Source organism: Pseudomonas sp. RIT409, from assembly GCF_003052515.2.
Taxonomy (GTDB): Bacteria; Pseudomonadota; Gammaproteobacteria; order Pseudomonadales; family Pseudomonadaceae; genus Aquipseudomonas.
The window spans coordinates 167587-190041 of record NZ_QARE02000010.1; the positions used below are offsets into that span (position 1 = coordinate 167587).

At 56.1% G+C, this 22455-nt stretch carries 15 protein-coding genes and 1 other RNA gene; 4 read left to right on the top strand and 12 right to left on the bottom strand.

All coding sequences use genetic code 11. The annotated features are described in order from the left end of the window. Nucleotides 1–4: 4 nt before the first annotated feature. Nucleotides 5–1966, bottom strand: a complete 1962-nt coding sequence (locus DBP26_RS14840; protein WP_108238449.1) for a hypothetical protein — start codon at nt 1964–1966, stop codon at nt 5–7. A gap of 6 nt (nt 1967–1972) precedes the next feature. Then, on the bottom strand, nt 1973–2380 hold the full coding sequence (locus DBP26_RS14845) for a hypothetical protein (RefSeq protein ID WP_108238450.1): 408 nt from the start codon (nt 2378–2380) through the stop codon (nt 1973–1975). Between the two features lie 559 nt (nt 2381–2939). On the opposite strand from DBP26_RS14845, the gene DBP26_RS14855 reads away from it, so the two are divergent. Beyond that, nucleotides 2940–4232 carry a site-specific integrase gene (locus tag DBP26_RS14855; RefSeq protein ID WP_108238452.1) on the top strand — a complete coding sequence of 431 codons (1293 nt, stop codon included), beginning with the start codon at nt 2940–2942 and terminating at the stop codon, nt 4230–4232. A 356-nt stretch (nt 4233–4588) separates the two neighbouring features. After that, nucleotides 4589–5308, top strand: a complete 720-nt coding sequence (locus tag DBP26_RS14860) for a hypothetical protein (RefSeq protein WP_108238453.1) — start codon at nt 4589–4591, stop codon at nt 5306–5308. A 496-nt stretch (nt 5309–5804) separates the two neighbouring features. Here the strand turns inward: DBP26_RS14860 and DBP26_RS14865 are convergent, their stop codons facing one another. Further along, nucleotides 5805–6107 (bottom strand): hypothetical protein, encoded by a 303-nt coding sequence (locus DBP26_RS14865; RefSeq protein ID WP_108238454.1) that lies wholly within the window; start codon nt 6105–6107, stop codon nt 5805–5807. Between the two features lie 55 nt (nt 6108–6162). After that, nucleotides 6163–6480 (bottom strand): hypothetical protein, encoded by a 318-nt coding sequence (locus DBP26_RS14870; protein ID WP_108238455.1) that lies wholly within the window; start codon nt 6478–6480, stop codon nt 6163–6165. A 124-nt stretch (nt 6481–6604) separates the two neighbouring features. Between DBP26_RS14870 and DBP26_RS14875 the strand changes: the two genes are divergently transcribed. Continuing rightward, nucleotides 6605–6826 carry a helix-turn-helix transcriptional regulator gene (locus DBP26_RS14875; protein ID WP_108238456.1) on the top strand — a complete coding sequence of 74 codons (222 nt, stop codon included), beginning with the start codon at nt 6605–6607 and terminating at the stop codon, nt 6824–6826. Between the two features lie 391 nt (nt 6827–7217). Continuing rightward, a complete protein-coding gene (locus DBP26_RS14880; RefSeq protein ID WP_108238457.1) occupies nt 7218–7844 on the top strand; it encodes a recombinase family protein in 627 nt (208 codons plus the stop codon). A gap of 373 nt (nt 7845–8217) precedes the next feature. On the opposite strand, the gene DBP26_RS14885 is transcribed toward DBP26_RS14880, so the two are convergent. The 8 genes from DBP26_RS14885 to smc form a co-directional block, all read right to left on the bottom strand. Continuing rightward, a complete protein-coding gene (locus tag DBP26_RS14885; RefSeq protein ID WP_108238458.1) occupies nt 8218–10374 on the bottom strand; it encodes a DEAD/DEAH box helicase in 2157 nt (718 codons plus the stop codon). Next, entirely contained in the window at nt 10371–11240 is an 870-nt protein-coding gene (locus tag DBP26_RS14890) for a DUF1837 domain-containing protein (protein ID WP_108238459.1), read from the bottom strand. The genes DBP26_RS14885 and DBP26_RS14890 overlap by 4 nt, the downstream gene beginning before the upstream one ends. A gap of 423 nt (nt 11241–11663) precedes the next feature. Then, nucleotides 11664–11760, bottom strand: an RNA gene (gene ffs / locus DBP26_RS14895) — signal recognition particle sRNA small type. Between the two features lie 144 nt (nt 11761–11904). Continuing rightward, on the bottom strand, nt 11905–13710 hold the full coding sequence (locus DBP26_RS14900; RefSeq protein WP_108238460.1) for a GGDEF and EAL domain-containing protein: 1806 nt from the start codon (nt 13708–13710) through the stop codon (nt 11905–11907). Between the two features lie 165 nt (nt 13711–13875). Continuing rightward, nucleotides 13876–15042, bottom strand: coding sequence for a putative zinc-binding peptidase (locus tag DBP26_RS14905; protein WP_108238461.1), 1167 nt, complete (start codon nt 15040–15042; stop codon nt 13876–13878). 209 nt (nt 15043–15251) lie between these two features. Continuing rightward, entirely contained in the window at nt 15252–17612 is a 2361-nt protein-coding gene (gene ligA, locus DBP26_RS14910) for an NAD-dependent DNA ligase LigA (protein ID WP_108238462.1), read from the bottom strand. Between the two features lie 101 nt (nt 17613–17713). Beyond that, on the bottom strand, nt 17714–18571 hold the full coding sequence (gene zipA, locus DBP26_RS14915) for a cell division protein ZipA (protein ID WP_108238463.1): 858 nt from the start codon (nt 18569–18571) through the stop codon (nt 17714–17716). 392 nt (nt 18572–18963) lie between these two features. After that, nucleotides 18964–22452: a chromosome segregation protein SMC gene (gene smc / locus DBP26_RS14920; RefSeq protein ID WP_108238464.1), complete on the bottom strand. Its 3489-nt coding sequence runs from the start codon at nt 22450–22452 to the stop codon at nt 18964–18966. Nucleotides 22453–22455: the final 3 nt, after the last annotated feature.

Sequence of the window (22455 nt, forward strand, 5' to 3'; positions counted from 1 at the left end):
GGCGTCAATAGCCGTGGGATTCTCGGAATTTCTGGTAGTTGTGGTATTCGATCCATTCGACCACATCGTAGGGCACATAGAGCTGTCGAGTTGCCCTTGAAATAGCGATGTAGACCGCACAGATGCGCTGATCGAAATCGTACGCGTCCTTGAATTTCACGTTGGTCAGCAGTTCCGGCGTGAGCAACACCTGCTCGAACTCCATGCCCCCCGCCTCCTCCGCGCGCATCAGGACACAGCGCTTGGACGGGTCGCCAGACAGGCGGCTCAAGCGCGTGACGTCGGCCATGTTGAAGCCCTGATCCAGGCGCTGCTCGACCCACAGGAAAGCTTCATCGAACCGATTCGCAGCACGCACCCGCTGCCAGTCGGACATGTCGCTGAAATACGCGTGAAGCCCGAGCGCACTTCGCTCGGGCGCGTAGAAGTCCGGTTTGAACAGGCCGACGGCCGTGTTCATGAAGTGCTCGAAGTCCCGTTGCGACGCCGCATCCTGATAACCGAAGGCGCAACGGGCGGCATGCAGCTCCATGGCCCACTTCATCATGTCCCAAGGCGACGCGGTCAGGATCACGCAGCCCTCGGGCGGCACGAAACCCTCGGGGTATTGCTCGATGCCGACATCTGCATCCCGCGCGCCCTCGAACGGCAACTTGCCCTTCTCCGAATGCTGATGGATCAACGGATTGACCAACCGCTCGACGTTACGCCCCGAACGCACCGAGTAACTGATGTCGGTCTGGCGCACCCGGGGGCCGCGTTTGACCATCGCTCTCCCGGGGTGCTGGTACTCGTCACCCAACGTAATGAGCACCTGCTTGCCACGTTCGATGATTTGCAGCAATGCCGGGGCAATGTCCTGGCTTTCGTCGACCAGAACGTGACTGTAGCGATCCGGCATCGCACAACCGTTCAGGTTTGCCCGTTTCAACATCCACAACGCCTCGAATCCAGTCTGGCTCCCCCATTCGGGATGCCTGTCGAGGTAAACCCAGAGGCGACTGGCGTATTCGAGCAAGACCTGCTGCTCCAGCGGGCTGAGGGCCAGATTGAAATGCGGCAGGTGCTTGCCCGCCAGGCTGTGCTCCCAGGATTGGCAATAACACTCGAGCACTTTGAGGCACAGGTCCAGCGTGGCCTGGGGACCTTGATCGCGAAAGCCGAGAATGTTCAGGGTTTGCGCCAGCGCTTGCTTGCTCGGCACGCTCTCCGTCACGCGCTCGGGCTCAAAGCGCGGGCCATTGAGCAACGCTTGAGCGAAAGCCTTGAACGTCGAGCCGGGGCCTTTGCCCTTGCCCTGCGCGCCTTTCAGCCGCTCGCGCAGCGCAGCGAGCTTGCCTGGCGTGCGCGCCAGCAGCAGCGTCCGCGCCGGAGGCAGACACTCCATCAGCACGCCCAGCAAATGACTCTTGCCGATTCCGGCATAACCCTGAACGTGCAGATCCTCGTCAAGATTGGCGCGAAACGTTCGGACCAGCTTGTCCTGCGCAGCGCTCAGCCAGCGCTCGCGATAGCGGGGCGTGATCAACCGCTCGCTGAATGGATCGTTCTGACGATGGTGGCGAGTTTTGTACTCAAGGTCCCACTGCCCATCCGCCAGCAGGTAATCCCTGGCCGCCACTTCTTCTTCCAGCAACAGCCGCAGATTGAGGCCCTTGATAGCGTTCAGGCCGAAATACAACTGGCGGGCGTCGAACAACCGCCGTGCCTCCGCCAACAACCCGCCTGCGGCAGCCCCTTGCGCCACTGACCAGGCGAGCAAACGCCCCAGCACCTTCTCGGCGGCAGCACAGGTCAGTTCGTTCTCCGACGCCTGCGCCAGGTTCTGGATCACCAGAACGGCCGCCAGTTCAGGCTCGCTCAGTGGGTCGAGCGCGTGCACGCCCTCGTTTTTCAGTCGCTCGCACGTTTCAGCGGTGACGGGCAGAAAGACCGGGCCTTGAAGCAGGAGATGTTCAGGTTGCATACAGCCTCAGGATTTCAAAGAAACGGAAGGCACGGTCAACTCGAATCGATAGTCGCCCAGCGAGCCCGACATGCCGCCCGCTTGACGGCGCTGATCGCCACCGTCGATCTCCCGCTGCACTTCATGCACGGCCATGTCCAGCAACTTACGCAAATCGTCCAGGCTGCTCGCACACAGGCTCAGTTGCAGCGCGAAGCTCGCGTTTTCCGACGCAACCGGCAGCTCGCCCGGCCCACCGGCTTCCTGACGCGTCGACGCCGCCAGAATCGCTGCGTGCTCCTCGTCCATCAGGTCCAACAGACGCGACAACTCCAGCGTTTTCTCGGGCTGCGACTGCATCCGGTCCTTGATCTCCAGACGGCGCATCTGCCATTCGCGCAGCTTGGCACGGGTCAGGTTGTCGATCTCGTCCACGTGTGAACTCTCTCATTGGCGGGTGGGGATTATGCCACTGAACGGCACGCTTCGCTCTGACCCCGCCCTGCCGGGTATCGGTCGACGGTCAAGCGCGTGCTGCCCTGCGTCCCAATGTCGAACAAAGCGGTGGCGTGCAGCGATTGAACGTTGCGGCGAGGGTTGCCGTGCAAGGAACCACGTTCTCCCAACGTTTGATCATTGGCGAGCATGAGCCCGAGCCAACTGCGTGTTCTGACGTATGAATGCGCCAAACCCAGCGGTAAAGCACTGCCGAGTGACGTGATCAAAGAGAGGGCGGGAAAGCGGATAAAAGAAAGGAGGCAACCCCACCAGCCACACCCCGGCACACAATGTTCCCGCTGTGGCTGCTCCCTTCCGGGCCTGACCAGATGGCATGCAAGCATGCTCGGGAATCAATGCGGGCCTTATGGGGCAAGGGTTTCAGGCTGATGAGGCAACCAGAGTTCTACCGGTACGCACACCCAGCATGGGTGCTCAAATCTTGGGGTGTAGCCAGCACTGTCACACTTTGCTGTAACACTTTGGTGTCACACCCATGGCCTACATCATCAAGCGCGGGGCGCTCTACTACCTCAATCTCAAGCTGCCAAAGCACCTCTTTCCGAGGTGTACCACTTTGCGTTTGAGTCTGAACATACGGCATCGCCAGAGCGCATTATTCATTGCCACATCACTGGTGCAGCGGCTGCATCACCACCTTAGCGAGCACCCTCTTACAGACCTTCAGACGCTTCGTGCGCTGTGTTCGCAGTGGCGGGACTCAACACCCACGCCCACTATCCCAACCACTCCACGGACCACTGCGGCAGTCTCAGCGAAACGGAATAGCGACAGCCCTACTCTCGCTGCACTCTCCAAGCTTTATATAGAGGAAGGGAAACGGGGAGGCACATGGCGACAGGTCAGCACCGAGGAAGTCGAGCGAGCCTTATCAGACCTTTTCGAGTTGGTGGGTGACATGCCCGCTCAAGCCTTCGATGCGCACCAAGCACGCCTTCTAAAGGAACGGCTCAGCCTATGCCCGCAATATTTCGGCTTACGCCCCGAGTTCAAGGGAAAGACGCTGAGGCAGGTGGTTGACTCAGGAAGTTCTTACAAGACCATTACCGCTGTCACAGTGAACAATCGGCTACGCAAGCTCACTGCCTTCCTGAACTGGTGCAAAACGAATGGGTACGTCACAGACAACCCACTGACGGGCATGAAAGTGATGACAGGATCAGCGAAGGAAGCCCGGCTGTCTTTTGAACGACACGACCTAAATGCCCTGCTGAACCATGAGGCACTGCGAAGGGAAGCCCGCAAGCACCCTTGGCGTTACTGGCTGCCGCTCCTTGGACGAACCACTGGGGCACGATTGGAGGAGCTGTGCCAACTGCGTGTCGATGACTTCATTGAGCAACAGGGCATCCAGTGCATCCGGATTGATGACAGCCGTGAAGGTCAGAACCTGAAAAACGCAAGCAGCCGCCGCGTGCTTCCTTTACACACTGCTCTGCTCGATCTGTGCCTACTTCAGCATGTTGAGTCGATGAGGGTTACTGGTGCAGATCGAGTATTCCCTGATCTGGAAGCAGTACGCGGGAAGCTGGGTCACGCACCATCAAAATGGTTTGGACGTTACAAGGCGAAAATGGGTATCACCGACCCACGCAAGACCTTCCACAGCTTCCGCCACACCTTCATCGATGACCTGCGTGAGGCTGGCGTGCAAGACTCGTTAATCAAACGCATGGTGGGACACGAAGACAGCTCCGTAACCTTCGGCATCTACGGCAGCAGGACGCCAATCAAGGCAATGGCCGAAGCACTCAGGCATATCGAATAACCTGCCGGAAACCTTGCCAAAACCTCGCTTTCAAACGACGCCAACCAACCTCCGCCCTTTAACAAAGCCAGTGTTTACGGGGCGGATGACCGGTCTGAACTAAGCAAAGCGCGTTCTTCTCCGTGAAAACTAGTTTCTGAAAAAATCATCCACGTCAACTCTTGACTTGACCGATCGTCGAAATCGTGTATAATCAGCGACCTACGCAGTAGGTAGACAGACAGTTTAGAAGCCTCCACCGCGACCACCGAGATGGTGCCTTGCAAGGGGGCTTTTTAACGCCTGCGTTTTACCAAACCAACCGGCACAACCCGAGAGGAATGCCTATGCAAATGAACTGACACAGGAGACAAACGATGACCACGCTCGCCCGCAATAAAGTACTTCCCGCCGCCACCCCTGCTACCGACATTCGCTCCACACTGGCCAAGCACCGCACCACTACCGTTGACCGTTTCGTCGTCGACAAGACCACTGGCGAGATGTTGGGCTGCTACACAACTCACGATCTTGCCACAACTATTTACGATTACGAACAGCCTCAGATTGGCAAGACCCAAGCGGTACACCCGAGCTATGAGCTTGATCCTGCTCCACGCCCGAACATTACCGAGGCAGAAGCGGAGTGTCTTCCAGATGGCGTTGCTGACCTCGATGCACAACGCAGTGAACGTGGACCAAAGCCCAAGGTAACGCCCAATCAGTACGCTAGTCATCTTAAGGTGGCCCATGCTGAACGCCATCGCTGGATTGACGATTACGTTCATGGCGCCTGCATGACAGTAGCCGGGGTCAATAATGGGAAGATGAACGTAAGTCCCTCCCATGTAACGCTAGCTTGTATGCTTGATGAGATCAGCACCGAGATAGTGAAGAAGGTGATTCGCCTTGAGGGTTTACGCACGATGAGCGACCAACAAGCACGGAGAATCTGTCAGTGTGCACGATTCGCCATCGACGGGATGGAGTTCTACCTTGAACGAAATCCTATAGTGCGTCAGCAGCTCCAGTTCGAAGTGGACTTTGCCAAGTCGTATCGCCAAGACAACACTAGACAGCTGCAAGGACTGGCGTGATTTAATTACGCTCGGATAAGAGAGAGAAGCGAACGACCTGTTAGAGACGCCAAACTGGAAAGGTGAATTACGCTCGGATATAGAAGTGAAGCATTCGCACCATGAAGGTAGCTCTCAGACCGACAGGTCTAAGCTTGATACACCTCGACCGAAGGTCATGGCTTACTGACCTCAAGTGTTACTGGGGAATAAAAATTGATGAATATCAATTCCCCAGAAAATGAAAGGAATGATCCTGTGTCGGTGCGACACGGGGTATCCCTTCTCCGTTGATTCTCTGCACCATACAGACAGGAGCGGTAAGCTCATCAGGTTTGGTTTCTATTGGTTTTTGTTGGTCTGGGTATCCCTCTGTACTGCCGTACAGGATGCATCATTTTCATAAATGCATCGTTTGACCGATAGGTCAACAGCAGTCTCACCAATCATACGTGGACTGCTGAGAGCTGGCAGTTTTCAGTGCGAATGATTCAGCGTGAGCGGGTAGGAAGAAGACTTAAGGCTTACCCCCTGAAATTACATCCAGCCACCCCGGAGTCTTTTCTTCTGGTGCGGCGATTGGTGCTTTGGGAGAAGTGGAGCCTTGGCCACTGGCAGCATCTGCAATGACCGTGAGCTTATCGTGCATAGACACCAACAGGAACCAAATGCCCGAACCGAAGCAGCCAACCAGAAAGCCCAGCATTGCACCAATGATTCCATGGCCTGCTTCAGAGCCTATGACGGCTCCTCCAATCACGCTGAAGAGAATGCCTACCCACGCGAAAAAGCTCACAACTTTTATTACCAGATGCTTCATTGCAACCTCCGTTAAAACTGCGATGACATCAACTTGACTTTATCTCTCTCAAAACTCAACGAAGCCAACCATCAGCAGTGAAGGCAGTTTTGCCACTCGGCAGCTGGATCAGTGCAGAATCGCCAATGAACTTGGCGGCTTCGATGTAGCTGACCTTGGTGGCGTTCGAAATCGTCCTGCACTTACCAGAGCCAATCAGACGCTCAGCCGCTTCCTCATCCTGATCAAGCGAAGCCTCCACCATATCCCTCCAGTCACCGCCCTTGAAGCAAACCATCGAACCACCAACCAAGGTCTTCTTGGGGTAGGTTTCTGCCATCGCGGCAGATGCAATCAGCGGCAACAGGCAAAGCATACGGGCAACGGTCTTCATCGTACGATCCTAAATGGGTCAGTTGAAAAGAAGCCATAATGCCACCACAAGACCAAAATGTAACGATTGGTGTGTCAACACTTGGTGTGTTCACGATTGAGCTGCACCTCCCCATCATTCACTGATGCAGACAAACCAGCCCCTCAGAACAGCTTTTGGCCAACGAATCCGCAACCTACGCAAAGAACAGGGCATCAGCCAAGAAGCCTTTGCCGACAAATGCGGCGTGATGCGCACTTACATGTCCCGCATTGAGACCGGCACCGCCAACCCCAGTCTTGAAGCGGCCAAAGTGATTGCCGACGGTCTGGGCATCTCCCTCTCCGATCTGCTGCAAGGTCTTTAAACCGTCAGAATAGCGCTACAGTTACGCTACTGATCTGAACGGACCCACCTCCCATGGACGACCGCACCGTCATCACTGCTGACGCCCTTGAGCTACTTCTACTGACCAGCAGGCACTACGTGCTGGCCTGGAGGAACTTCGCTTTGGATCAGTCAACGCGGATCAATCAACGTGCATGAGTGAACATCCTGCATACCCTCGACATCAACGCCGAAGCAATCGTCTTTGGGATCGATTCGCTGCGATCCTGACCCTCCCTCACTATCAAAGAGGTCTACCTAACTGGTAGTACGGAGACTGCCCCATTGGAGCTATCAAATAGCTATTGAAGATAGCTATATGATTCAATTATCATTGAACTATCAAATCCAAGAGTTAAGGATAGTCAGCGATGAATTCCCACCTCTACCTTCGAGCATCAACCAAAGACCAAGACGCTCACCGTGCAAAGGCTGCTCTAGAGTTGTTCGCCGTCGAGAAGGGATTGAGCATCGTTGGTGTGTATGCTGAGAACATCAGTGGCACCAAGCTTAACCGCCCTCAGTTGCTCACCTTGCTCAACACCGCCCAGAGTGGAGATGTGCTATTGGTCGAGTCTGTAGACCGCCTCAGTCGCCTCTCACCAGCTGACTGGGACACTCTTAAAGCTACTATCAAGGAAAAGGGATTGCGTCTGGTTGTCGCTGATCTGCCTACTAGTCACATGCTGGTTGAAGCGAAGGGCATCACAGGTCAAATCATGGATGTGATTAACAATATGCTGATTGATCTGATGGCAACCATGGCACGACTGGATCAAGAGAAGCGTGTGGAGCGCATCAAGCAGGGACTGGAAAACAAAAAGGCTGCTGAGCCTGAGTGGAGGCCAGCCGGAAAAGGTAGAAATGCGGCCATATGGAGCAAGGTTCGGTCACTAATGAAGGAGCACCCAACCATGTCAGCTGACATGATTGCCAAGCTGGCCGACTGTGGTGTCGCTACTGTGTACAGGATCAAGAGGGACTCAACAGCAGCGTAATAGAGGCTCTCCGGGCGCCTATCAACATGATCAGCGACTACAAGCTAAATTGTCGCTTATTTTCAAATCTTGGCGGCGCTCATTATGCCGTCTTGCATCCGACTAAGCACCTCAGGTAAAAATTCAATTTGCAGCCAACGAACCAAGCCGTTATCGAATCGCATCGGGCGGGTACACCGTCGCACATCCAACTCTGGGTCGGAGTCGGACAGAAACGTAAGCCGCTTTATAACGTCAATTGCTCGGTCCGTTGTACGCCGAAATTACGCTCCCTGCCTGATCAGTAAACAGTATCTCTTGTCCAAATTCCGTACACAGATTGAAACTATTGGATATTGACACTAGACAAGCCTAACACCAAATAAAGAACACGCTAAGGTTTCTTAATTTTTTTTACCCCAATTCCGCTCTGAAAATCCTCAATGATTCTTTTTTCAAACAACCCATCGGCATATCGATTTAATTCAGGACCACGCAACCTTTGAATTACAATATCAAGAGATTCATCCTTACCAAAGAGTTTCCTCTGCATTAATCTTTCAGTAATCTCAGTTGGCAAACCATATTCCTCAAGGGAGGAAAAACTGTCAGGCTGAAATAAATGCTCAATCGAGGCCGCAAAGGGAATGTAGTTGCACCCCCTCAGCCCTCTCGCCGCCAACACAAAGGCTGCAACATCATTTAAAGCGGAAAGATATTTAGGGTAGTTAAAAGACGCCCATCCGCGTATGAAAGCGAGTACATTCTCAACCGCCTCATCGGCTGCCAAGCCATACTCCATCTGATTAATAATTTTTTGTTTCCTAAATACCGGGACGCTCTTGAGCTTAAACAAATCCCATATCCACTTCGTCATCATACTGGATGTTCTCATTGCTGCTCTACGCGCCGACTGAGCACCACCCAGCTTTTCCCAAATTATCTCGGACGACAACCTTAATTCATCATAAGTGGGGCGAGCAATCCAAGAGCACTGCATAAGAGAGCGGATATCCAACCCACGCAAATACTTGGCTGTATCAATCAAATATTCCGGCTCGATACCCGAGTGAGCCTTCAAAATGGCAACAGGTAAAAAATTTTGATTTGTGAGCCTCTCAACTTTTCCCTCTAATCCACTCGGCAAATCATCCTTACTCATTTGAAGTAGCAAGCTGCTTGGAGTCGCATCAGTAGGGTTGAGTGCGGGTATATCAACGAATGGCAAATCCTCCTCAGGAGGAGCCTCAAATAAGTATACATTCCCGACAAAATGACGAAACATCCGTCCAGATCGACCTTTGATATTATTAAAAGTAAAAAAGTCCAGAGGCTTCCGATTTAGCTTATTATCGTATATAACGACATTCTTCGCCGCTGTATTTACACCTTCAATGAGGGTTGAAGTACAGAGCAATATGTTTAACTTACCCTCCTCGAAGGCTCGAACCATGAAGCGCCCTAAAGACCTAGGTAGCCGTCCATGATGGATGCCGATGCCGTACTTTAAGCCGACAGAAACCAACCAATCGTGATGGTAGTGTTTAGCAGTCCAATCAGCAGCCTCTATGAGCTCTTCATCACTCGTTTGCTGGAGTTCTCTATTCTCGAGGTACTCGCTCAATACAGTCCTTGTGCTTGATGGAGATTGACAATAAATCATTGTCTGACCATCTAACCGATCCAGTAGCCCCGCAAGTGCTAAAGCCTTGTTAGGCTTTTTCTTGACATGATGTAACTCAACAGCAACCGTCTGAAAATTCTCCACAACAAAACTACATTCAACCTTGTTGTAAACCTCTTCAGGGATAGCCTTTATAGATGGGCCGAGCAGATAAAACTGAGCACCAGTCCTTGATAGCGCCAAAAATGCCTGATTCAGCAGAGTAGCTCTATCCCCCTCCCCTGATATCGATAACTTGTAGAATTCATCAATCACAAAGAAATCAACAGCAGGAAGCTTGCCCTCAATACTAAGGAAACGTTCTTGAGTAAGAACAAATATATTACGCTCTTCTATTTTCTGACTTGCAGATGTGACAATTGAGTATCTATCTACAAACCTCGAAACACGCCTCCTAGTTTCTTCCACCAACGCCAAGGTCGGCACAATTAAAACTATATTTAAAAAATCCTTAGCCGAGATCAACAAATCCACCAACAGACTTTTACCAAAAGAAGTTGGTGCACTTAAAATAACTGACTCTCCAGCCATGAGCTTACGCAAAACTTTAGCTTGGGCACTGTGAATGACAAAATCACTCATCTCTCCGTCCGCTCTGTGAGCGGCGTGCATCATTGCACTTCGCAGAGACAGATCAGATAAACTTTCCACGTAAGGATACAACCCAACCTGCATGGCAAGCTCATCAATTATTTCTCGATAGCCGTGAGCCAATATGAGTTCGCTATCCAAAGCTCTTATTACTAATTCACGCCCCAACTCAACGTTTTCGACACAAATTTTCGCGATATTTGAAACAAGATGAAATGGTGACTCGACTAACCGCTCCCCTTTAAGGGCCTCTCTAACCTCATTAATATCCATCATAATTGAAGTGCCTTCAACCTAGTATCCATGGCAGAAATTAGCTCTTTCTTATCTTTAAGCGGTATAAGGATCACATGAACCGTAACCGGCAAATCCGAACCAAATTTATCCCGATATTGTTCGCCAAGCTTTTCTCGAAGATTTTTATATGCAACAGCCACTTCAGCCTTAAGGCAATTCAAATAATCAGGATTAGATTCGCTAGAACTTTCAACCGCCCGACTATCATAAGTAAGCAGTATTGGTATGCAGGCTTTTTTGAAGACTTGATCCAACGAGACATTACTACTGAGTAATTTTTTTAGAGCTTCTGCCTCAGGCCATTCGGGATCAATTTTATTTTGAATCAATATAAATTCTGTACGCAAATAATCCGTAGCCAGATGATCAACAATTTCTTTGCACACGTCATATATAGCTCTAGCGATATCATTATAAAATTTAGTTTCACCTATCCATAACTCTAATCCATTCTCACCCTTCACTACATGAACAGCATCAAATCCCTTTACCGTTTCATTAGCCGAAGACTTATAATAAATCTTACTAACCGCTGGTAACGTTTTATAAACCTGCCTGATTGCTATATGCAAAAAAATCTCACCAAACTCGCCACGCAACCCATACTTCTCGGACTGGTAAACGATTTTCGCAGCTTTTTTTGTCATGCGGATCGCGTTATAGTGCCCAATCTCTTCCAACTCTGAGTAATTCAAAGCAAATTCCGGAAGCCATTCCATTACATGATTTGCTAACTGATCCCTCCGCCACACCCCGCGCTCGAACCCTGCACACAATGCTAGATCATCACCAGCAGCATCAATTTCATGCACGACCAAACTAAGAAACTGTTCTGGATGGTTCATGAGAAATTTCCAGCAAACTTCAGTACGGCTTCCGAATCGTTCATCCTCACTCCTTGAATATAAATAACCTAATTTTCCTAACTATAAGAATGCACGCAATGACTTCTCACATCCGTATCAAAATATAGCTACTCCTTTCGTACACGCTATCTCGCACGCAGGTGGCATGGCAATGCCAGAAAGCCAGTATACAGAGCCACGAAAGAAAACCAATGAGCCGAAGGGAGAACAAGCCGAAGGCGTGGCACCTAGCCGATATCTGCCTTTGGTGACGACGCATAAAAACGAGCTTGGTAGGCGGGAGTATTGCCGAATAGAATGCACAGCACAGTGCACCACTTAGGTGTACCTAAACGCTGTCACACTTCGAGATTTTTGAGAGAGAAATCCTTGAGAATTCAAGGACTTAAGAAATGGAGGCAACCCCACCAGCCACACCCCGGCACACAATGTTCCCGCTGTGGCTGCTCCCTTCCGGGCCTGACCAGGTTGACGGGTAATCGTTGCGGGGGGACCGATGGGGTCACCATAACGACACTCGCCAGTCGGCGAGCCGCGCCATTGTACCGGTCTGGCGCGAAGTTACAACCTTTGGCCTGGATAAAAATTCCGAGCCTGCTCAAGCACTTGAATTCAGTGGCTGTCGCCCGGCTGACGGACGCGCTCAGCGACCCAGCGCGCGCAGTTGCCTGACCTTGCTGTTGTGTTCGCCGTTGACCCAGTGTTCCAGCGCGCCAGCGGTCATCGGGCGCGCGATGAGGAAGCCTTGGACTTCGTGGCAGCCCAGTTGACAGAGGATTTCGTAGACGTCCTCGGTCTCGGCGCCTTCTGCCACGACGCGGTAACCCAAGCGGCGGGCAAGGTCGACGATGGCCTCGACCAGTCGACGATCTTTTTCGTTGGCGTCGACATTTTCCACCAGCGATTTATCGAGTTTGACGGTGGTCGCGGGCAATTGGCGCAAATAGGTCCAGTTGCTGTACCCCGTACCGAAGTCATCGATGGCGATGTCGATGTTGAGCGCACGCAAGCGTTCGAGTTGCTCGCGCGTCAGCGCCGGGTTGTCGCACAGCACGCTTTCGGTGAATTCCAATTCGAAGCGACCCGGATCCAGGCCACTGATGGCGAGTTGTTCGAACAGCGCATCGCTGAACTGCGAATTGGCCAGGTCAATGGCCGACACGTTCATCGCCACCTTGAACGCATAGCCCTGCCGCTGCCAGGCGCGCGCCTGCTCGACGGCATGGCGCAGCACCCACAGGCTCAGGCTGCGGATGAGCGCGGTCTTTTCGGCCAGGGGAATGAATTCAGCGGGGCTGATCGGCCCCAGCACGGGGTGCTGCCAGCGCAACAAAGCCTCGACGGTGACGATGCGCCCGGTGCTCACTTCGAGCCGTGGCTGGAATACCAGTGACAGTTGGTCCGGGCTGCGTACGGCGTCGGCCAGTGAAGCCAGCAGCAAAAACGCCCGCTGCTGGGCGAAGTCCAGATGCGGTTCGTACCAGCGCCAGCCTTGTGCCTTGCCTCGCGCCTCGTCAGCGGCGCCGACCACCAGCCGGATCCAGTCCTTCTCGTCACGGCATTCCAGGCCCAGCGGCAGCACGCCGATGCCCAGCTCCATCTGAATGGGGATGTTGCGACACACCAACGGCCGCTGAAAATGTTTGATGAGCCGGCGAAACAGCATTTCGGCGTGGTCGGGGCTGGTGTGTTGGGTCAGCAGCGCGATCCGAGTCGGGCTGACCTTGTACAGCGCCGTGTCAGCAGGCAATTGCTCGCGACAAGCATCGACCATGCAGCGCACCAGTTCCTGCGCGAAGCTGTAACCCAACGCCTTGATGAGGCTGTCGAGAAAGACGGGATTGACCATGTCCAGCGCGACCAGGGCGTAATCGCCTCGATTGGCGAGGGCCAGAATGTCTTCCTCCAGCCGGAGGCGGTTGAACAGGCCAGTGGGCTGGTCGACGTAGCTGGCATTGCGCAGGTTGTTCAGGCGCTTCATCACCAATTGGCCGTACATTTCCAACATGGTGATGTCGCGCGCATCCAGGGGAGCACGGGGCTGGCTGTCGATCACGCAAAGTGTGCCGAGTGCCAAGCCGTCGGAAGTAACCAGCGGCACCCCCGCGTAGAAGCGGATGAAGGGTTCGCCCAGCACCATCGGGTTGTCCATGAAGCGCGGGTCATGGCGCGCATCAGGCACCTGAAGCACCTCGGCGGACAGAATGGAATAGGCGCAGAAGGAAATCTCGCGGGGGGTCTCTTTCTCGTCGAGCCCGGTGCCTGCGCGAAACCATTGTCGATGCTCGCTGACGATCGAAACCAGCGCAATTGGCGCGTTGAAATAATGCGCCACCATGTCGACGATGTGATCGAGCACATCGTCCGACGCAGAGCTCAGTAGCCCCATATGGGTGATCCTGGACAGCCGCGATGCCTCGTTGAACGGAATGGGTGCGCTGTCGGCCATAACTGCGGGTCCCTGCAAACTGCTTTCGCCAGTAGTATCAAAACGATATTGCTAGGAAAGTTAGCACCAGTTTCAGCGTCGTGCAGGCGTCGCCAGACCGGCGGTGATGACCGGCCTGCCGAAACAAAGTTGCAGCGCCCGCACAATCCATTCAAATGAATGAAATTACTGGACTTGCAACACCTCGTCTGCCTTCCCGCCTGCGCCCTGGATCACCAGATGAATGAAGTGCAGTTTGGTGATGACGTCAGGCGGCAGCACGAACGGATAGAAATCCGGTTGCCCCATCGATCGGGACAGCTCATTGAGCATGCCCGCCAGCTCGATCCAGGCATTGACGAAAGCCAGAAACGACGGACCGCCCGGATGCTGCGGATCGTAAAGGGTATGCAATTCGAAAGGCTGGTAGTCGAGGTCCATGTCACGGGCACTCATTCCCAAGCTCAGCGCCGTGTCGACCGCGTCCATCATATGCAGGTAGTGAGCCCAGGTTTCCGCCCAGTCTTCCCACGGGTGCATGGTGGCATAGGCGCTGACATAGTGCTGTTGCCAGTCGGCGGGGGCGCCCTGCTGGTAGTGGCGATCGAGCGCCTCGGCATAACTGGCGCGCTCGTCGCCGAACAGGTTGCGGAAGCCGTCCTGCCAGTAGGTACCCGCGATCAAGCGATCCCAGTAGTAGTGACCCACTTCATGACGGAAATGGCCGAGGAGCGTGCGATACGGTTCGTGCATCTGGACTCGAACCTTCTCACGGATGGCGTCGTCCGCCTCCTCGACATTAAGGGTGATCAGACCGTTAGCATGTCCGGTGGTGGGCAGATTGCCCTCCAGATCGACACCGAGAAATTCGAACGCCAGGCCCTTCTCCTCATCGACCGACTTCGGCACCACGGGCAGCCCCAGCGTGATCAGTTGCGCCACAAGCCGCCGCTTGGCGATTTCGATCTTGCGCCAGCGCTCGGGGTTCTCGGGCACGGACAGATCGGGGATGGTGCGATTCAGGCTGCACGCCACACAGAAGTCCCCGGCATCGTGCGCTGGAAACAGCCAGTTGCACGCTGCGGCGGTGTCCAGGTTGGCACACCGGCGATAAAGCCCGGCCTGTGGATCATCGCTCAGGCGCCAAGTGGCGCTGTCCGGGCCAGGATCGAGCGCCGCGATCCGGCTCTGTTCCGGGAGGTAGCCCAACGCTGCCAGACAGGCCAGGCATTGGCTGTTACGAAAGAATACCGATTGGCCACAACGGCATTGCCAGACTTTGCTGTTGCGCTTGCTGTCCCCGGCGAAAGGCGCCGCGATCCGCGTGCTGAGCTGCTCGAAGAACTGGAACATGGGGATCTCCTGATGGGGGGCTGCAAGCTCTAGATCCTTCGCGCGGGCGGCGGTTCCATGGATTTTCGAAGGACGATTACCGACCTCCAGAAGCACAACAGCACGCCTTCGACGGGGCCGCTCGCCCAGCCCCACCGCGGCGTTGGTCGGGGGCTACGGCATCGGGACGACCGATCACGGTGCCAAGGCCAATCGCCGTAGAGGGCCCGTTACTGGATCGCGACATTGTGCTGCTTCAAAAAGGCCACGAACGCGTCTTCATCCAGTACCTTCAAGCCCAGTTCATTGGCCTTCGTCAGTTTCGACCCCGCCCCCGGCCCGGCGACAACGGTGTGGGTCTTGGCAGATACCGAGCCGGAGACCTTGGCACCGAGGCTTTCGAGCTTTTCCTTGGCAACATCCCGGCTCATCAATTCCAGCGATCCAGTCAGCACCCAGGTCTGGCCTGCCAATGGCAAGCCCTCGACGACTTTTTTCTCACTCTGCCAGTGCATGCCGAAGTCTTTGAGCTGTTGCTCGATTCGCAGCGCGCGCTCTGCATTCTCCTTGCTATCGAAGAAGGTTCGGACGGCCTGCGCCTGTTTTTCGGGCAGGGTCTGACGCATGTCGAGCCAGTCGGCCTTGATCACGCCCTCCAGGGTCGCGAATTTGTCGGCGAGCTTCTGTGCTGCGCCCGGGCCCACGGACGGAATGTTCAGTTTGTCCAGCATGCCGCCCAGGGTCGCGCTGGCCGCGAACTCGGCGCCCAGCTCACCGATGTCCTGCAATGCAATCCCGCACTTGCCCAGCAACGCGCCAATCACGTTCTGGTTGTGTTCATCTTCGAAAAAGCTGTGAATTTCGTGCGCTACTTCCAGGCCGATATCGGGAAGGTAAGTCAGGACTTCCGGGAGTGCCGCCTGGACGCGCTCCAACGAACCCAGGGACCGCGCCAGCACCTTGGCCGTCTCCTCGCCGACATCCGGGATGCCCAGCGCATAGATGAATCGCGCCAGCGTCGGTTGCCTGCTGTCATCGATGGCTTTGAGCAATTTACGGGTCGAGACGTCGGCGAACCCTTCCAGTTCGATGATCTGCTCGTACTCGAGCGTGTAGAGGTCGGCGGGCGAACCGATCAGCTTTTCGTCCACCAGTTGTTCAATGGTCTTGTCGCCCAAGCCTTCGATGTCCATCGCCCGACGCGAGACGTAGTGGATGATCGCCTGTTTGAGCTGAGCACCGCAGGCCAGGCGGCCCACGCAACGGTAAACCGCACCCTCACTCACCGTTTCCCTGCCCTTGCTGCGCTTGATCAACTGCGTGCGCTCGACCTGAGAGCCGCACACCGGGCATGCCTGCGGAATGTCCACTTTGCGCGCATCGGCCGGGCGGCGCTCGAGCACCACCTGCACCACCTGAGGGATCACGTCGCCCGCACGACGAATGATCACGGTATCGCCGATCATCAAGCCCAGCCGCGCCACTTCATCCATGTTGTGCAAGGTGGCATTGGCGACCGTGACACCGGCAACCTTGACCGGTTTCAAACGCGCCACCGGCGTCACCGCCCCCGTCCGACCGACCTGAAACTCGACGTCGAGCAATTCGGTCAGTTCTTCCATGGCTGGGAATTTGTGGGCAATCGCCCAGCGCGGTTCGCGGGCGCGAAAGCCCAGCTCGCGCTGCGAGGCAATGCTGTTGACCTTGAACACCACGCCATCGATCTCGTAGGGAAGCGACAGGCGACGCTCGCCAATGTCATGGTAATAAGCGAGGCAATCTTCGATGCCCTTGGCGATTTTCAGCTCCCGGCTGATGGGCATGCCCCACGCTTTCAGTTGGTTGAGGTTGCCTATGTGGGTGTCGGCGATGTCATGGGACACTTGGCCGATGCCGTAACAGCAGAACTCCAGCGGACGATTGGCGGTGATTTTCGAGTCCAGCTGGCGCAGGCTGCCCGCTGCGGCGTTGCGTGGGTTGGCGAAGGTCTTGCCGCCGATTTCCAGTTGGCTGGCGTTCAGGCGCTCGAAGCCGGCCTTTGACATGAAGACTTCACCGCGCACTTCGAGCGTTTCGGGCCAACCCTGGCCGTGCAGCTTGAGGGGAATATTACGCACCGTGCGCACGTTGACGCTGATGTCTTCTCCGGTCGTGCCGTCGCCGCGAGTCGCGCCGCGCACCAGTGCGCCGTTCCGATAGAGCAGGCTGACGGCCAACCCATCGAGCTTGGGCTCACAACTGTATTCCACCGCACCTGCGCCGCCGAACAGATCCGCCACCGGAAGATCCAGCCCTTCGCTGACGCGACGGTCGAATTCGCGCATATCGACCTCTTCGAACGCGTTACCCAGGCTGAGCATCGGAATTTCATGACGCACCTGGGTGAAGGCCGACAGCGCCGCGCTGCCGACACGCTGGGTGGGCGAATCAGGCTTGACCAGGTGCGGGTTTTCCGCTTCCAGCGCCTTGAGCTCGTGGAACAGGCGATCGTATTCAACATCCGGAATGCTCGGCTCGTCGAGAACGTGATAGCGGTAGTTATGCAGATCCAGTTCGGCGCGCAGTTCAAGGATTCGTTGTTCGGCGTTCATAAAGGCATTCTCGGAAAGCAAAAGAGCAGCCGGGGCTGCTCATCTGGTATTGCATGACTTTGCAGGAGCGCGCTCCTACAAAGAAAATCTGCGGCGTTCGATCAGCGACGCTGGGTCAGCGCGCGGCGTTCGAATTCGACGATGCGCTGGCGATAATGCTCAATGGTCTGCGCGGTCATGACACTGCGCTGATCGTCCTTGAGCTCGCCATTCAATTCATGGGCCAGCTTGCGGGCGGCAGCAACCATGACATCGAACGCCTGCTTGGGATGGCGCGGGCCAGGCAAGCCCAGGAAAAAGCTGACGGCACGGGTGCTGAAGTGGTCGATGTCGTCCAGATCGAACACGCCGGGCTTGACCGCATTGGCCATCGAGAACAGTACTTCGCCGTTGCCCGCCATGCTTTCGTGACGGTGGAAGATGTCCATTTCGCCGAACCGCAGGCCGCTTTCCAGAATATTCTGTAACAACGCCGGCCCTTTGAAGCCGCTTTCATCGCGGGAAATCACGCTGATCACCAGCACCTCTTCCACCGGCACCTGATCTCTCTCTTCGGCGACACGCGGAGCGGCCTTGTCGTCAGGAAAGTCATCGTCGCGGGCACTGAACAGGCTTGGGCCGCCGGCCTCCAGGTTCAGATCGCCCTGCTGGGGCTCATCCTTGCGCTTGTTGCGCTTGCTTTCACGTTCGGGACGCTCAGGGCGTTCGCGGGCGGCACTCAAGGTGGGCAGGTCATGCTCGTCCAGCTGAGGCTCCTTCTGGGTTTCAAGAACCCGTGCAGGGCCCAGCACCTCGGCCGACGAGCTGTCGTCATCGTCTGGCAGGTTCGAGAAGCTGCGGTCCAGCCTGAATTTCAGCTTGCCTTTGCCGCCCCTCATCCGGCGCCAGCCGTCAAAAAGAATACCGGCAATGACAATAATGCCGATGACGATCAGCCACTCTCGCAGACCGATTTCCATGTAATCCCGTGCCTCTACTGAAAATTCTGAAAATTAAGGGCTTAAACCCCTTTAAAACGTGGAGCCAACTCTCTGTTCTGAATGGCCTTTTACCCACGCAAACGAAAAAAGTGGACATTAAGCTAGCACGACCAAAGGCAACTTTACACCGTCAGTTACTTCAGGCATGTCGCATGCCTGTGTCAGGCAGTGCGCGTGTTTTCTGTACCGAGCCTTCAATGCCCCACTTTCCCCTTGTCAATTCGTCCGAACCCGAATGGGCCAATATGTCGATGGGATAGCCCATCAATCGTAGGTACCGCTGTCAGCGGGCAGGCCGTGCCGTAATTCAAGGCGATCCCACCGAGCATTCCTTCCGCCTTTCAGCGTCACTCCCATTCAGACCGGTTCAGCTATGCATCGACCAGCGCCATCGCCTCCTCTACGTCCACCGCCACGAGGCGGGAGCACCCCGGCTCATGCATGGTGACACCCATCAACTGATCGGCCATCTCCATGGCAATCTTGTTGTGGGTGATATAGATGAACTGCACAGTCTGCGACATCTCCTTGACCAATCGGGCATAGCGGCCCACGTTGGCATCGTCCAGTGGCGCATCGACTTCGTCGAGCATGCAGAACGGCGCCGGATTGAGTTTGAAAATGGCGAAGACCAGTGCCAGTGCGGTCAAGGCTTTCTCGCCACCGGACAGCAGATGAATCGTGCTGTTTTTCTTGCCGGGCGGACGCGCCATGATCGTCACCCCTGTATCGAGTAAATCTTCGCCCGTCAGTTCCAAATAAGCGCTGCCACCACCGAAAACTTTTGGAAAAAGTGCCTGAATCCCGCTGTTTATCTGATCGAAGGTCTCTTTGAAGCGATTACGCGTTTCCTTGTCGATCTTGCGGATCACGTTTTCCAGCGTGTCCAGCGCCTCGACCAGGTCGGCGTCCTGCGCGTCAAGGTAGCGTTTGCGCTCGGACTGCTGTTGATATTCCTCGATGGCCGCGAGGTTGATTGCACCAAGGCGCTGAATCCGCGCCGCAAGCCGTTCAAGCTCTTCCTCGGCATCCTTTTCGCTGACATCTGCATTCAAAGTCGCCAGCACGCCATTGAGATCGTAGCCGTCTTCGTGCAATTGCTCCTGTAACGTCTTGCGGCGCACGGTCAAGGATTGCCATTCCAGACGCTGCTGTTCCAGTTGCCCCCGCAACAGTTGCGACTGCTGCTCGGCTTGGGTCCGACGCTTTTCCGCCTCGCGCAGCTCGCGGTCGGCGTCTTCCAGGGCATTTTTCGCAGTGCGCATTTCGTCGTCGACGATCATGCGCCTCTCCAGTAATTCTTCGAGTTTCAGGCGCAGCTCTTCAAGCGGCGCGGCGCCCTCTTCCAAGCCCAGGCTCAATTGCTCGCGACGCTCGGTCAGGCGCTCGGATTGCATCTCCAGACGCTCCAGTGCCTGGCGAGTCGAATCATGCTGGGCGCGCAGGGAGCTCAGGCGCACGGCCAATTGGTTGGCGTGGTCGCGGTGCTGTCGAGCTTCCTGGCGCACACGGTCCAACCGCTCACGCAGGCTGTCGCGCTGGGCCAGCAGCAGTTCGCGCTGTTCGGTGTCGAGGGCCATGCTGTCGAGAGCGTCTTGCAATTGCAGGCGCGACTCACCCAGGCTTTCCTGCTCGATCGCGCGCTGATCGCCAAGCTCGTTCAGCTCTTCATCCAGTCGGGTGCGGCGCAGCGTCAGTTGCTCGACCTTGGCCTTGGCCGCCGACAACTGCGCCTTGAGCTCACTTTGCTGCCGGGCTTCGTCTTGCAGGCGACGACGCAGTTGCTCCCGATTGTCTTCTTGCACGCGTTGCTGTTCGCGCAGCGCGAGCACCTGTTCTTCCAAAGCCTCCAGCGCCGCTTCGCGCGCTTCGCGGTCGGCCTCAAGGCGCTGCAATTCCTGCCCGCGGGCAAGCACTCCACTTTCGGCCTCGCTGGCACGGCGGATCCGCAGAAAGTCGCGCCCGACCCAGTAGCCGTTGCGGCTGATAAGGCTCTGCCCCGCTCCCAGCGTTCCTCGCGACGTCAACGCATCGTCGAGGGTCTCCACCGGCCGGACCTGCCCAAGCCAGTGGCTGAGGTCGATATCACTGTCGACCTTATCCATCAAACTGCCCGGCATGCGTGCCGCCTCGCCGCCAGCACTGACCAGCCGCAAATCCCCCTGACGGAATCCCGAGAGGTCCAGCTCCGCGAAGTCGTCCACCAGCACGGCATTGAGGTCAGCGCCCAGCACCGTTTCCACCGCCAGCTCCCAGCCGGCCTCGACGCGCAGACCTTCAGCCAGTCGGGGGCGTTCATGCAGATGGTGGTCGCGCAGCCATTCGGCCGTACCTTTGCCGGGATCCAGCGCGGCCTGCTGCAGGGCTTCCAGCGAGGCCATTCGGCCGTTGAGCCGTTGCAGATCGCCCTGTGCCTGCTGCTGGGCCTGACTGGCCTGCTGCAGATCCAGGCGCAGTTGCTCGATCCTTTCGACCTGCTGCCCCTCTTCGGCCGTCAATTCGTCAAGCACCATCTCCCGGGCAGCCAGGTCCTCGCTGAGCTCAAGGATCGCTGCGTCTTCCGGGTCGGCCGCCAGCAGTTGGCGCTCTTCGGCCAGACGGCGCTGACGTTCGGCCAGACGCTCCATGCCGGTTTCCAGTTGCTGGATGCGCGCCTGCTGGACTTCGGCCTGGCGTCTCGGCTCGGCAGACGACAGGTTGAAGGCATCCCACTTCTCCTGCCAGCCGTGCATCGCGGCTTCGGCTTCTTCCAGGCTGGCTGCAGACTCTTCCGCTGCCGCAAGGGTCATTTCCTGCTCAGGCACGAGCATTTCCAGCTCTTCGCCGAGGGTGGCAAGCAAGGTGCGGTCGTGCCCCAGATGGGACTCGGTTTCCTGCCGCGCCCGTTCGGCTTCGCGCAGGTCGTCCTGCAACTGACGCAACCGCTGCTGGCCATGCTGAATGCTTTGCTCATTGCGCGCGATGTCGCCGCCGACGGAGTAAAACCGGCCCTGCACTTGGTTGAAGCGCTCGGACAACTCGTGATGCCCGTCGCGCAGCCGCTCGATGGCCGCATCGGCGTTGCGTTGCTCGGCGACCAGCGCTTCGAAACTGATCTCCTGATTACCGATGACCGCTTCGCGCTGCGTCACCTGTTCATTCAGCGCTTGCCAGCGCAACGCCGACAGTTGAGCCTTCAACTGACGCTCTTCGGCCTTGTATTCCTGGTACTTCTCCGCGGCTTGGGCCTGGCGGTGCAGACGCTCAAGCTGACGTTCGAGCTCCTCGCGCAGGTCAGTCAGGCGTGCGAGGTTTTCATGGGTGCGGCGAATGCGGTTCTCGGTTTCCCGCCGGCGCTCCTTGTACTTGGAGATGCCTGCCGCCTCTTCGATGAAGTTGCGCAAATCCTCCGGTTTGGCTTCGATCAGCTTGGAAATCATGCCCTGTTCGATGATCGAATAGCTGCGCGGGCCAAGTCCGGTGCCGAGGAAGATGTCGGTGATGTCACGGCGACGGCATTTAGTGCCGTTAAGGTAGTAGGTGTTCTGACTGTCGCGGGTGACCTTGCGCCGAATGGAGATCTCCGCGTAGGCCGCGTACTCACCGACCAGCGTGTTGTCCGAGTTGTCGAACACCAGCTCGATGCTGGCCTGGCTCACCGGTTTGCGGCTGGTGGAGCCGTTGAAGATGACGTCGGTCATCGATTCGCCGCGCAGGTTCTTCGCCGAGCTTTCGCCCATGACCCAGCGCACCGCGTCGATGATGTTGGATTTGCCGCATCCGTTGGGGCCGACCACGGCCGCCATGTTGCTGGGAAAGTTCACAGTCGTCGGGTCGACGAACGATTTGAACCCGGCCAGCCTGATGCACTTGAGGCGCATGAT

Bases quoted from the DNA above. Each gene is read 5' to 3' on its own strand.
- DBP26_RS14840 (WP_108238449.1), bottom strand. From the start codon at position 1,966: ATGCAACCTGAACATCTCCTGCTTCAAGGCCCGGTCTTTCTGCCCGTC.
- DBP26_RS14855 (WP_108238452.1), top strand. From the start codon at position 2,940: ATGGCCTACATCATCAAGCGCGGGGCGCTCTACTACCTCAATCTCAAG.
- DBP26_RS14860 (WP_108238453.1), top strand. From the start codon at position 4,589: ATGACCACGCTCGCCCGCAATAAAGTACTTCCCGCCGCCACCCCTGCT.
- DBP26_RS14865 (WP_108238454.1), bottom strand. From the start codon at position 6,107: ATGAAGCATCTGGTAATAAAAGTTGTGAGCTTTTTCGCGTGGGTAGGC.
- DBP26_RS14870 (WP_108238455.1), bottom strand. From the start codon at position 6,480: ATGAAGACCGTTGCCCGTATGCTTTGCCTGTTGCCGCTGATTGCATCT.
- DBP26_RS14875 (WP_108238456.1), top strand. From the start codon at position 6,605: ATGCAGACAAACCAGCCCCTCAGAACAGCTTTTGGCCAACGAATCCGC.
- DBP26_RS14880 (WP_108238457.1), top strand. From the start codon at position 7,218: ATGAATTCCCACCTCTACCTTCGAGCATCAACCAAAGACCAAGACGCT.
- DBP26_RS14885 (WP_108238458.1), bottom strand. From the start codon at position 10,374: ATGATGGATATTAATGAGGTTAGAGAGGCCCTTAAAGGGGAGCGGTTA.
- DBP26_RS14890 (WP_108238459.1), bottom strand. From the start codon at position 11,240: ATGAACCATCCAGAACAGTTTCTTAGTTTGGTCGTGCATGAAATTGAT.
- DBP26_RS14900 (WP_108238460.1), bottom strand. From the start codon at position 13,710: ATGGCCGACAGCGCACCCATTCCGTTCAACGAGGCATCGCGGCTGTCC.
- DBP26_RS14905 (WP_108238461.1), bottom strand. From the start codon at position 15,042: ATGTTCCAGTTCTTCGAGCAGCTCAGCACGCGGATCGCGGCGCCTTTC.
- ligA (WP_108238462.1), bottom strand. From the start codon at position 17,612: ATGAACGCCGAACAACGAATCCTTGAACTGCGCGCCGAACTGGATCTG.
- zipA (WP_108238463.1), bottom strand. From the start codon at position 18,571: ATGGAAATCGGTCTGCGAGAGTGGCTGATCGTCATCGGCATTATTGTC.
- smc (WP_108238464.1), bottom strand. From the start codon at position 22,452: ATGCGCCTCAAGTGCATCAGGCTGGCCGGGTTCAAATCGTTCGTCGAC.